The 12,054-nt window shown below is 67.3% G+C and carries 8 protein-coding genes; 6 read left to right on the top strand and 2 right to left on the bottom strand.

Going from position 1 to position 12,054, the window contains the following annotated elements; genetic code table 11:
• Positions 1 to 139 precede the first annotated feature (139 nt).
• Genes AAFP30_RS21665 through AAFP30_RS21655 form a run of 3 tightly spaced genes read left to right on the top strand, consistent with a single transcriptional unit; the run spans position 140 to position 7,901 of the window.
• Positions 140 to 4,948: an NAD-glutamate dehydrogenase gene (locus AAFP30_RS21665; protein ID WP_419232089.1), complete on the top strand. Its 4,809-nt coding sequence runs from the start codon at positions 140 to 142 to the stop codon at positions 4,946 to 4,948.
• Between the two features lie 26 nt (positions 4,949 to 4,974).
• Positions 4,975 to 7,209, top strand: a complete 2,235-nt coding sequence (locus AAFP30_RS21660) for a molybdopterin-dependent oxidoreductase (protein ID WP_419232088.1) — start codon at positions 4,975 to 4,977, stop codon at positions 7,207 to 7,209.
• Positions 7,206 to 7,901, top strand: coding sequence for a hypothetical protein (locus tag AAFP30_RS21655; protein WP_419232087.1), 696 nt, complete (start codon positions 7,206 to 7,208; stop codon positions 7,899 to 7,901). Before AAFP30_RS21660 ends, AAFP30_RS21655 begins: the two co-directional genes overlap by 4 nt.
• 31 nt (positions 7,902 to 7,932) lie before the next feature.
• On the opposite strand, the gene AAFP30_RS21650 is transcribed toward AAFP30_RS21655, so the two are convergent.
• Both AAFP30_RS21650 and AAFP30_RS21645 read right to left on the bottom strand, forming a co-directional pair.
• Positions 7,933 to 9,852 carry an alpha-amylase family glycosyl hydrolase gene (locus AAFP30_RS21650; RefSeq protein ID WP_419232086.1) on the bottom strand — a complete coding sequence of 640 codons (1,920 nt, stop codon included), beginning with the start codon at positions 9,850 to 9,852 and terminating at the stop codon, positions 7,933 to 7,935.
• Positions 9,853 to 9,921: 69 nt separating this feature from the next.
• Entirely contained in the window at positions 9,922 to 10,338 is a 417-nt protein-coding gene (locus tag AAFP30_RS21645) for a globin (protein ID WP_419232085.1), read from the bottom strand.
• Positions 10,339 to 10,496: 158 nt separating this feature from the next.
• On the opposite strand from AAFP30_RS21645, the gene AAFP30_RS21640 reads away from it, so the two are divergent.
• The 3 genes from AAFP30_RS21640 (at position 10,497) to AAFP30_RS21630 (ending at position 12,013) form a co-directional block, all read left to right on the top strand.
• A complete protein-coding gene (locus tag AAFP30_RS21640; RefSeq protein WP_419232084.1) occupies positions 10,497 to 11,132 on the top strand; it encodes an HNH endonuclease in 636 nt (211 codons plus the stop codon).
• A gap of 157 nt (positions 11,133 to 11,289) precedes the next feature.
• Positions 11,290 to 11,538 (top strand): hypothetical protein, encoded by a 249-nt coding sequence (locus AAFP30_RS21635; RefSeq protein WP_419232083.1) that lies wholly within the window; start codon positions 11,290 to 11,292, stop codon positions 11,536 to 11,538.
• On the top strand, positions 11,525 to 12,013 hold the full coding sequence (locus tag AAFP30_RS21630; RefSeq protein WP_419232082.1) for a DUF5130 family protein: 489 nt from the start codon (positions 11,525 to 11,527) through the stop codon (positions 12,011 to 12,013). Before AAFP30_RS21635 ends, AAFP30_RS21630 begins: the two co-directional genes overlap by 14 nt.
• The last annotated feature ends 41 nt before the right edge of the window (positions 12,014 to 12,054 follow it).

Here is a 12,054-nt window from a genome sequence, read left to right as displayed (position 1 = left end):
TCCGCCGGGGATGTCGACGAGTTCGCCGGGTTTCCCGTCATCATTCACTCGTGCGATGGTGCCAGGAACTAGTATCGGCCGTAGGAACGGCCGGAGGTCCCGGCTCTCACTAACGTCGTTGCCGATGGGGTGAATACGGTTGTCGAACTCGACATCGCTTCTACCGCAAGCGATTGCGCGCTACTTCAGTTCGTCGTCGAGCACCGGGGGTGACGCGGAGCCGGCAGACCCGGGTGAACTCGACCCCGACGATCTGGCCCGTGTGCGACGACACCTGGAGGTGGCGCACCGTCGGGATCCGGGTGCGCGGTTGGTCGATGTGCTCGCCACCCGCTCCGGTGGGATCGAGGTCATCGCGGTCAACGACGATATGCCGCACCTGGTGGAGGCGGTCCTGGCCACGGTTGAGGCCCACGATCTGTCGGTGACCAGCATGGATCATCCGGTGCTGCCGGTGATCCGGTCCGACGATGGCACGCTGGCCGACTTCGGCGACGACGAGGCCACCGCGGTGGAGTCGTGGATCTTCGTCACCGCTCTCTCGCATCAGCCCGACGTGGATCTGGACTCATTGCGCGCCGACATCGCCGAGGTCATCGGCCGAGTCGCCGATGTCGAGGCCGACGTGGCCGCGATGCGTGATCGAATGACGGGCTTGGCGTCGCACTGTGCCGCCATTCCGGCGACTGCCGCAACCGGGATCAGTCCGGCCGACAGCATCGAGTACGGACGATTGCTCGAGTGGTTCGCGGGCAATCATTTCGTGCCGCTCGGCTATGTCCACGTGACCGCCGACGGTACCGCTGACGAGCGGTTCGGGCTGTGGCGCACCGGCGCCGTGCCTTCGGACTTCCCGTCGGTCACCGGGCAGCCGATGCTGCCGCGGGTGTCCCGGGTGTTCCTCGAGACCGGGATTCAGCGATCGAACTTCCCGTGCCTGCTGCAGGTGCCCGCCTTCAACGCGGAGGGTGCACCCGACGGCGAGTACCGATTCCTCGGGTCGTTCACGTCCTCCGGCCTGCATCAGACGGTGCTCGACGTCCCGGTGCTGCGCCACAAGGTGGGGTCGGTTCTGGGACTGGCCGGTGTGGACGACGACTCGTACGCGGGCCAGTCGATGCTCGAGTTGCTGCAGAACTATCCGCTCGTCGAGATGTTCGCCGCCACCGACGAGGAACTGGGCCGGCGGGTGGAGGAGATGCTCGACGCGGTCGCGACCCGCTCGCTGCGACTGTTCGTTCGCGCCAACCCGGACGGCCGGATGGCCTCGGCGCTGGTTTATCTGCCGCGCGATCGCTACACCACGCATTCACGACTGACCCTGCAGTCGGAGTTGCTGCGACTGCTCGGCGGATCCGACCTGGAGTACACCGCCCGGGTCAGTGAGATGCCGTTGGCGCTGCTGCAGGTACTGATGCGGGTGGACACCGACACCGTCCGCTCGCTCGGGTCCCTCGACACCGGCAGCCCGCGACACGAGGCGATGCAGACCGCCCTGTCCGAGGCGATCCGCAGTTGGGACGAACGGGTGCGTGCACTCGGTCGGGCGTCGGCGATGGAGATGACGCCGGAGCAGATCGTCGAGGTGTGGCCCGCCGGGGGACTGGACACGTTGCTCCGGATGCTGCCGGCGCTGTCGGAGGAGTACAAGGATCTGCGATCGCCGCGGGCGGCGCTCGACGACCTGATCCACGTGGCCGGACTCGAACCCGGCGGGGTGACGGTCGCCTTGAGCCGATTCGTCGACGAGGGCGACGGCGTCGAAGGAGCCGACGATCTCGCCGGGGCCCGGTGGGTCTTCACCCTCTATCTCGGCGGTGACTCGGCGACCCTCACCGATGTGCTGCCGGTGCTGCACAGCCTCGGCCTCGACGTCCTCGACGAGCATCCCTTCAATCTGGTCAGGCCGGACGGATTGTCCTGTTGGGCATACGAGTTCGGGGTGACGCTGGCGCCGGGCATGTCGGTGGCGCCCGATTCGCTCGCCGACCTCGAACAGCGGTTCACCGACGCCTTCCGGCAGGTGTGGCGGCGCAACGCCGAGGTCGACGCCTTCAACGAACTCGTCCTGCGTTGCGGTCTGCATTGGCGGTCGGCAGCGATGCTGCGGGCCTATGGCCGATACCTGCGGCAGTGCGGATTCTCCTACACCACAAGCCATGTCGCGTCCGTGCTGGGAGAGCACCCCGCGGTCACCCGCGGTCTCGTCGACCTGTTCGCCGCCTCCTTCGACCCCGACACCGCCGACGAGGCCCGTCGTTCGGCGGTGCTCGATCGTCTGCGCGAGGCTCTCGGTGCGGTCATCAATCTCGACGCCGACCGCATCCTGTCGGCGTTCGTCGCGGTACTGACCGCGACCTCCCGCACCAACTACTACGTGTCCGACGAGTCCGGACACCGGCCGGTGATGTCCTTCAAACTGCGGCCCCGCGAGATTCCGCAAGCGCCGCAACCCAAACCGCTGCACGAGATCTTTGTGTACTCCCCGGAGGTCGAGGGCGTGCACCTGCGATTCGGCATGGTTGCCCGGGGCGGCCTGCGCTGGTCGGACCGGAGGGAGGACTTCCGCACCGAGATCCTCGGACTGGTGAAGGCGCAGGCGGTGAAGAACGCGGTCATCGTGCCGCTCGGGGCGAAGGGTGGCTTCATCGTCAAGCGGCCGCCGCCGGTCACCGGTGATCCGGGCGCCGACCGCGACGCCCAGCGACTCGCCGGCGTCGCTTGCTATCGACGGTTCATCGCCGGACTGCTCGACGTCACCGACAACATCGACCGGCAACTCGGTAGCGTGATCCCGGCCCGTTCGGTGGTGCGTCGCGACGGCGACGACCCGTACCTGGTGGTGGCCGCCGACAAGGGCACCGCTGCCTTCTCAGACATCGCCAATGACGTTGCCGCACAGTATGGATTCTGGCTCGGCGACGCGTTCGCCTCGGGCGGTTCGGCCGGCTATGACCACAAGGAGATGGGTATCACCGCCCGCGGTGCGTGGGAATCGGTGAAACGACACTTCCGGGAGATGGGCGTCGATACGCAGACCGAGGACTTCACCGTCGTCGGTGTCGGCGACATGAGCGGTGACGTCTTCGGCAACGGCATGCTGCTCTCCGAACACATCCGGCTGGTGGCAGTCTTCGATCACCGGCACGTGTTCATCGACCCGAATCCCGTCGCGGCCACCTCTTTTGCCGAACGCGCGCGACTGTTCGCACTGCCGCGCTCGTCGTGGGCCGATTACGATACCGGTCTGATCAGCGCCGGCGGTGGGGTGTGGCCGCGCGACCAGAAGTCGATCCCGGTCAGCGCCGACATGCGCACCGCCCTCGGGCTCGCCGACGACGTGACGGCACTCTCGCCGCCCGAGCTGATCCGGGCGGTGTTGCTCGCACCGGTCGACCTGCTGTGGAACGGCGGCATCGGTACCTATGTGAAGGCGTCGACCGAGTCCGATGCCGACGTCGGGGACAAGGCCAATGACGCCATCCGGGTCGACGGAAACCAGGTGCGGGCCAAGGTGATCGGGGAGGGCGGCAATCTGGGTGTGACCCAGCGCGGCCGTATCGAGTTCGATCTCGCCGGTGGCCGCGTCAACACCGACGCCATGGACAACTCCGCCGGCGTGGACTGCTCGGATCACGAGGTGAACATCAAGATCCTGCTCGACTCGGCCGTCTCGGGTGGTGAACTCCCCGCAGCCGACCGTAATCCGTTGCTGGAGTCGATGACCGACGAAGTCGCGGATCTGGTGCTCACCGACAACATCGCGCAGAATGCCGAATTGGGCTTCTGCCGACAGTATTCGACGTTGCGGGTGGACGTTCATGCCCGCATGCTCGCCGACCTGGCGCGCCACCACGGGGTGGATCTGCGGTTGGAGGCGTTGCCCGAACCCGCGCAGCTGCACAAGCGAATCCACGGTGAGCTCCACCGCGGTCTGACGTCGCCGGAACTGGCAACCCTGATGGCGCACGTGAAGCTGGCGAGTAAATCCGAACTGCTCGCCACCGACCTGCCCGACAACGAGGTCTTCGATGACCGCCTTGCGGGCTACTTCCCGATCCCGTTGCGGGAGCGGTTCGTGACCGGTATCCGGTCGCATCGCCTGCGTCGGGAGATCGTCACCACCACGCTGGTCAACGATGTCATCGACAAGGCAGGCACCACCCACCTGTTCCGGTTGGGGGAGGGGGCGAGCGCGTCGACCGAGGAGGGCGTCCGCGCCTACGTGGTGGCCAGTGCCGTCTTCGGTATGGATGACCTGTTCGCCCGCATCCAAGACGCACCCGCGGACGTGGCCGCCGTCGACGAGATGATGATGTACTCGCGGCGACTGCTCTTCCGGGCCTCGCGCTGGCTGCTCGCGTTTCGGCCGCAACCGCTCGCGATGGCCGCGGAGATCACCCGCTACCGCGACCGGGCCAAAACCCTGACCGCACTCATCGACAGCTGGTTCGGGGCGAGTTCGGCACGTGATGTCCAGCTTCGCACGCGGCGCTTCCGGGAGGCCGGGGTGCCGCAGGATCTCGCGCACGACGCCGCAGTGAGTCTGCACCGTTTCTGCCTGCTCGACATCATCGACGCCGCCGAGATCGCCGATCGTGATCCGGTGGAGGTCGGCGAACTCTACTTCGGGGTGATGGAGCATTTCGGGATCGAGGAACTACTCACCGCGGTGTCCAACCTGGAGTACGGCGATCGCTGGCACGCGCTGGCGCGCTTGGCCCTTCGTGACGACATGCAGGGCGCTCTGCGGGCACTGACGCTCAAGGTGCTCGAGGTGGGGGAGCCCGAGGAGTCGCCGGCGGAGAAGATCGAGGAGTGGGAGTTCTCGCATGCGTCGCGCCTGTCGCGGGTGCGGTCGACCCTCGCCGAGATCGAGGAATCGGGCACGCTCGACCTGGCCACACTGTCGGTGGCGGCACGGCAGTTGCGCAGCGTGATCCGCTGACCGGTCGCGGCGGGCTATGGTGAACCATGGCCCGGACCGCGCTGCGAATCTGTCCACTGTGCGAGGCGACCTGCGGACTCACCCTGCAGGTCGACGATGAGAGGGGCCGCGTGCTCTCGGCGCGCGGCGATCACGACGACGTATTCAGCCACGGCTACCTGTGTCCGAAGGGCGCGAGCCTGCCCGAACTCGACAACGACCCGGACCGGTTGACCGCACCACTCGTGCGACGCGACGGCCGACTCGTCGAGGTCGACTGGGCCGAGGCCTTCGACATCGTCGAACAACGACTACGCGGCGTGATCGACGAGTACGGCGGGCCGTCGGTGGGGCTCTACCTCGGCAACCCGAACGCGCACACCGTCGCGGGCGCACTCTACGGCCCGCTGGTGGCCCGCGCACTCGGCACCAAGAACGTCTTCAGTGCCAGCACCCTGGACCAGATGCCCAAGCAGGTGGCCCAGGGATACCTGTACGGTCACGCCGCGACGTTCACCGTCCCCGACCTCGACCGCACCGACCACCTGGTCATCATCGGCGCCAATCCCGTTGTGTCCAACGGCAGTCTGGCGACGGCCGCGGACTTCCCGGGGAAACTGGCCGCGCTCCGCAAACGCGGGGGCCGACTGACCGTCATCGATCCCGCGCGCACCCGCACCGCGAAACTCGCCGACGTCCACCTCGCGCCGCGCCCGGGTAGCGACGCCGCACTGCTGTTCGCCATCGTCAACGTGCTGTTCGCCGACGATCTCGTCGCACCCGACCTCGGCGGCATCGGCGCGTTCGTCTCCGGCGTCGACGAACTCCGCCGGCTCGCAGCGGACTTCGCACCGGAAGTTGTTGCCGCTCACTGTGATCTGGATCCCGGACAGATCCGTGATCTCGCGCACGCCATCGCCGAGGCGCCATCGGCCGCCGTGTACGGCCGAATGGGCACCACCACAGTCGAATTCGGCACCCTCGGTAGCTGGCTGATCGACGCCATCAACATCCTCTCCGGAAATCTGGACCGGCCCGGCGGCGTGATGTTCCCGCTGTCGGCGACCTCCGAGGCACCGCGTGGTGCCCGGCCGGGCAAGGGTTTTCGTACCGGACGGTGGCGTAGCCGGGTGTCGGGCTACCCCGAGGCGGCCGCCGAACTGCCGGCGGTTGCGCTGGCCGAGGAGATCGACACACCGGGGGACGGGCAGATCCGGGCGCTGATCACCGTCGCCGGCAACCCGGTGCTCTCCGCGCCGGACGGACACCGCCTCGCCGCCGCGCTCGACGGCCTCGACTTCATGCTCAGCGTCGACCCGTATCTCAACGAGACCACTCGGCACGCCGACGTGATCCTGCCACCGCCTCCGCCGTCGCAGGCGCCGCACCACGACTTCGCGCTCGACAAACTCGCCGTGCACGCCACCGCCCGGTACTCGCCGCCGGTCTTCGCCGGTGACGGCCGTCCCGACGAGGCGACCATTCTCTCCCGAATCATCCTGGCCATCTACGGATTCGGGGTGCACGCCGATCCCGCGCTGGTCGACGACCAGGTGATCAGCATGACCCTGGCCAAGGAGGTGTCCGACCCGCGCTCACCGATCGCCGGACGCGACGTCGACGAACTGACCGGTATGCTCGCCGACGGCCCCGGCTACGAACGACGCCTCGACATGATGCTGCGGGTCGGACCATACGGGGATGCGTTCGGCGCCAAGCCCGACGGATTGACCCTCGCACGTCTGCTCGCCGCACCGCACGGCATCGACCTCGGCCCGATGCAACCCCGCCTCCCGGGGGTGCTCCGAACTGCCTCGGGCACAGTCGAACTCGCGGCCGACGACCTCATCGCCGACGTCGACCGGTTGCGTGCCTCGCTAGATCGGGGCCCTGCGGATCTGGTCCTCATCGGGCGACGGCACCTGCGCTCCAACAACAGCTGGATGCACAACCTCAACGCCCTGTCCGGCGGCACCAACCGCTGCACACTGCAGATCCACCCCGACGACGCCGCCCGACTGGGCCTCGACGACCTCGCCATCGTCAAAGGTCCGGCGGGGGAGGTGATCGTGCCGATCGAGGTGACCGCCGACATCCGGCCCGGTGTCGCCTCGCTGCCGCACGGTTGGGGCCACGACGTCGACGGCACGCGGCTGACCGTCGCCGCCGAGCATCCCGGCGTGAACGTCAATCAACTCAATGACGGCTCGGTGCTCGATCCGCTCTCGGGCACGGTGGTGCTCAACGGATTACCGGTGCACATCGCGCCCGCCGGCCGATGACCGCTCCCGAACGGCATGTCACCGTCGCAGGGCCGGGCGATCGGTCGGATGCCATTGCCTTCCTCGGGCGCGCGCTGCGCGGCGACTCCACCGCAGTGGTCCGCATCAAGGCGCGCCCCGATGGGCTCCTCGGACTCTGGGTGAACACCGGATTCGACGTCCTCGCCGGACGTTCGGTATTCGGTGCGGTGGCGCCCGACGATCTCGTCTGCGACGCGACCGCGCTGCGCAGCGTGCTGTCGAGCGCTGAACCGGATACCGCCGTCGACCCCGGTTTCTCCTTCGACAGCGCCTGGCGCGGCGCGCTGCCGCCGAGCACCGGATTCGCCCACGTCGACGACGTTCCCGCCCGGACTGTCGTCGAATTGTCGCGCGGCGGAGCGCATCTCGCGCGCACCGAGGGCAGTGCGCATGGACCTGCAACCGGTCTGCTGGACCAGGATGTGCTCGCGGTGTCCTCCGACGACGAGCAGGTCCGGGCCGCGGTCACGATGCGCGCGTTGTTCGCGCTCACCGCAATGGGATTCATCCGGGATGCCGACGGTCACGAGATCACCGAGACATCGTCGACAGAGCTGATCGCCGAGACCGAACCGGTCCGAATCCGGGTGTCGCCGACGTGGATTCGGATCGACGCCCGGTACGGCTCGGTCTACCAGCGTCGCGAGCGCATCGCCATGATCCCCGTGTGACCCCGGCCGTGACGGATCAGATCGAGGTGGATCAGACCAGCCAGGCCGCCGAGTTCGGGGGCAGTTGCCCGTCGATGAGCGGGTAGCTCGACAACAGGACCTCGCCCGGCGGCAGTGCCACCGGGACGTCGCTCGTGTTGAGTGCGCACACCAGGTGTCCCGCCGATCGGCGGAATGCCAGGCAACCTTCCGGCGCCCCATACCATTCCACCGTGTCACCGGCGAATTCTGGCCGTTGATACCGCAATTCGATGGCCTCGCGGTAGAGCGAGAGAGTCGAGTCGAGGTCCTCGAGCTGTGCTTCGACGGTGAACCGGGCCCACGTGTCGGGCATCGGCAGCCACGTGTCGGAAGCGGTGGTGAAGCCGTACGGCGGCTCGGTTCCCTCCCACGGCAACGGAACCCGGCAGCCGTCGCGGCCGCGCTCGGTATGTCCGGAGCGTTCCCACACCGGATCCTGCAGCGCGTCGTCGGGCAGTTCCGCGTTGGGCAGACCCAACTCGGCACCGTTGTAGATGAAGATGGAGCCGGGCAGGGCGAGTTCGACGAGCAGCATGGCACGGGCGCGGTGGATACCGAGGTCGATATCGATCTCGTCGCTGCCGTCGACGTGCCCGTACCGGCTCACCTCGCGGTCCACGTCGTGATTGGACAGCGTCCATGTGGGAGTGCCGGCGACCGACAGCACCGATGCCAGTGAATTCTCGATCGCGCTACGGATCTCGGCGGGCTCGAACGGGGTCTTGGCCAGCCGGAAATTGAACCCGAGATGCAGTTCGTCGGGCCGCAGGTACTCGGCGAAGCGTTCGTTGTCCTCGACCCAGATCTCGCCGACGTTGGCCGCGCCCGGGTAGTCGTCCATGACCGTGCGGATCTTGCGGTGGATCTCGTGCACCGCATAGTTGTTGAACCGCGGGTCGTCGTCGCTGTTGGTCAACAGTCCGACGTTCTCGAGGTCCATGTCCGGCAGATCCTCGGGCTTGGCCATGCCGTGCGCGACGTCGATCCGGAAACCGTCGACACCGCGGTCGAGCCAGAACCGCAGCGTGGTCTCGAGATCGTCGAAGACCTCCGGGTTCTCCCAGTTCAGGTCCGGCTGCTCGGCGGCGAAGATGTGCAGATACCACTGCCCCGGGGAGCCGTCGGCCTCGGTGACCCGCGTCCAGGCGGGGCCGCCGAACACGCTGTGCCAGTTGTTGGGTGGTTCGTCGCCGTTCTCGCCGACCCCGTCGCGGAAGATGTAGCGGGCACGTTCGGGGCTGCCCGGTTCGGCGGCCAACGCCTCGACGAACCAGCGGTGCTGGTCGCTGGTGTGGTTGGGGACGAGGTCCATCGTCACGCGGATGTCGCGGTCGTGGGCCTCGGTCATCAGCGTGTCGAACAGCGCGAGATCGCCGAAGAGCGGGTCGATGTCGCGCGGGTCGGACACGTCATAGCCGTGATCGGCCATGGGGGAGCGCATGATCGGACTCAGCCAGATCGCGTCGACGCCGAGCAGCTCGAGATAGCCGAGCTTGTCGATCACGCCGGCGAGGTCGCCGACGCCGTCGCCGTTGAGGTCGGAGAAGGCCCGCGGATAGATCTGATAGAAGATCGCGTTCTTCCACCACTCGGTGTCGGTGGGGTCGAGTTGGGTTTCGGTCGACGCCGGGACCACGGGTGGTTCGTCGGGTTCTTCGGTTGCGTCGCCCTTCGTGGCTCGGCTGGCGCCTCGCTCCTCAGGGATCGGGGTGGATCCTTCGTCGACGGCAACCGGTTCGTCGTCGACAGCAACCGGTTCGTCGTCGACGGCAACCTCGGCCTCGTCGGTGTCTGCGCTATCGGCCCCGTCCGACGCTGGGGAAACGTCCTGCTCGTGCTGCTCGGCGTCGGTCACTGCCTCGTCAGACGGGCTGTCTGGATCCGGTTCGGCGGGGACAACATTCGATGTCTCGTCGCTCACCGTCGTCATTGTGCCCTACCTGTGTTTTCTGTGAGAACTACAGGTGGCATCGCGTGCCATCGGGCGACACGCCGACGATCAGAACGGGGAGTTCACCATGGATTGGGCGGCCATCTCCATGTAGTCGACCAGCGCCTTGCGATGCGCGTCGTCGAGGGTGTCGGCGTCGATGGAGGCGATGGCGGTGTGCATGCAGCGTAGCCAGGCGTCCCGCTCGATCGGCCCGATCTTGAAGGGGTGATGCCGCATCCGGAGTCGCGGGTGCCCGCGCTCTTCGGAGTAGGTGCGGGGACCGCCCCAGTACTGCTCGAGGAACATCCGCAGGCGACGTTCGGCGGGTCCGAGGTCGGCCTCCGGGTACAGCGGGCGCAGCACGTCGTCGGCGGCGACCTCCTCGTAGAACCGCGCGGTGAGCGTGTGAAATGTGTCCGCACCGCCGACTTCTTCGTAGAAGGTGCGTTGGGTCCGGGGCAGTTCGGTGCTCACGCTCCCCATTGTCGCCACCGTTTGCCGATCGCTCAACATCGCACGCGTGGTGACTGTCGCGTCACACGGTGTTCACTCAGTCGACCTGCGCGGACACGCAGAATTGTCGTGCAATCGTCGGTGTTCCGTGATGCACTTGACCTCGTCGGTGCAGGCGGGAGACGCGTATGACGGTGAGGAAAGCTGCGAAGGCGCACAGCGGCGGGCAGTCGCGCCATCACGGGCTCAGTTCGGTGCCCGGTGGACGTCTCGATTCCCCCGATCCGCCCGTACGTCCCGCATCCCTCTGGGGTCGACGACGAGTGCTGTTGCTCAACGCGACCTACGAGCCCCTCACCGCCATTTCACTTCGCCGCGCCATCGTCCTGGTCCTGCGGGAACGCGCCGATGTGGTGCACGCCGACGCCGCCGGCATGGCCGTGCACTCGGCAGACCTCGCGGTGCCGATCCCGACCGTCATCCGGTTGCGGACCTTCGTCAAGGTGCCCTATCGCGCGGTGATCCCGTTGACCCGCGCGGCGCTCATGCACCGCGACCGTTTCCGCTGCGGATATTGCTCGGCCAAGGCGACCACCATCGATCACATCGTGCCGCGCAGCCGCGGCGGCGGGCACAGCTGGGAGAACTGCGTCGCGTGCTGCGCGAGCTGTAATCACCACAAGGCCGATCGGCTGCTCAGCGAACTCGGCTGGGCGTTGCGAATCACGCCGACCGCACCGAAGGGACGCCATTGGCGGCTGCTCGCGACGGTCAAGGAGATCGATCCGGCATGGGCGCAATACATCGATGCGGGTGCGGCCTGAGGCCCGATTCCGCGGGCTCGCGCCGGTCTACGACGCGCTGTAGGGGTCGCCGCCCGCATGTCGTTGCCGTCGGCTAGATTGATCACACGACCTGTGTCACGCCGACCGTCGGGTCGGCGTCATGTGGTCGGCCCGACAAACCGTTCGAAAGGGTGACATGGAAAGCCTGATCGTCCCGCTCGGAGTGCCCGTCACGATCATCACTATCGTGTTCGTGATCCTGTGCATCGTCGCGATGGTGTTCTCGGGTGGCGTGAAGTACCCGAAGGTGCAGAACTACACCCTCGACCAGCAATGGGATCACCAGCCGCTGCTGTTCAGCGCAACCGATATCGAACCGATGGCGCTCGCCCACCATGTGGAAGCGACCGATGTGGAAGGAGCGTCGGCAAGTGGCAAATGGTGAACTCGTCCACGGACGCCACGAGCAGGATCTCGTCTCGACCAGTGCCCTCCCCGTGGGCACCGTCATCACCAACAGCGGACGTGTCTCGGCGACCCGATACCCGGGTGACGCCCCCACGACGCCGCCGTTCACCCGTGATGAACTGATCGGCCTCGACGACGCCCTCAAGGACGCCAGCGAGCGCGCCGAGGTGCGGTTCTCGGTGTTCATCGGCGATCTCGGCGCCGACGCGGTCGCGGACGCCCGCGCGGTACTGCTGCGCGCCCCCGAACCCGCTCACGGGTCACTGATCGCGGTGTCACCCAACACCCACGATGTCGTGGTGGTCTCCGGTGTGGCGGTCGCCGATCGCGTCAACGATCGGGTTGCCCAGCTCGGCGTCACCGCTGCCATCACCAGCATCCGGCAGGGCAATCTCATCGACGGACTCATCTCCGCGCTGCGGGTCATGTCGACCGCCGCCGCATCGTCCTGACCTCTGTTTCGACCACAACAGCGGCCGCTCACCTCTCGGTG

It is taken from the genome of Gordonia sp. CPCC 205515 (genome assembly GCF_048537925.1).
In the GTDB taxonomy this organism is placed as follows: Bacteria; Actinomycetota; Actinomycetes; order Mycobacteriales; family Mycobacteriaceae; genus Gordonia.
The sequence above is the reverse complement of the archived record's forward strand: the minus strand, read 5'-3'. Positions and strand labels throughout refer to the sequence as shown.

Excerpts from the sequence above, each read along its gene's own strand:
- AAFP30_RS21660 (WP_419232088.1), top strand. The coding sequence starts at position 4,975 with ATGGCCCGGACCGCGCTGCGAATCTGTCCACTGTGCGAGGCGACCTGC.
- AAFP30_RS21655 (WP_419232087.1), top strand. The coding sequence starts at position 7,206 with ATGACCGCTCCCGAACGGCATGTCACCGTCGCAGGGCCGGGCGATCGG.
- AAFP30_RS21650 (WP_419232086.1), bottom strand. The coding sequence starts at position 9,852 with ATGACGACGGTGAGCGACGAGACATCGAATGTTGTCCCCGCCGAACCG.
- AAFP30_RS21645 (WP_419232085.1), bottom strand. The coding sequence starts at position 10,338 with ATGGGGAGCGTGAGCACCGAACTGCCCCGGACCCAACGCACCTTCTAC.
- AAFP30_RS21640 (WP_419232084.1), top strand. The coding sequence starts at position 10,497 with ATGACGGTGAGGAAAGCTGCGAAGGCGCACAGCGGCGGGCAGTCGCGC.
- AAFP30_RS21635 (WP_419232083.1), top strand. The coding sequence starts at position 11,290 with ATGGAAAGCCTGATCGTCCCGCTCGGAGTGCCCGTCACGATCATCACT.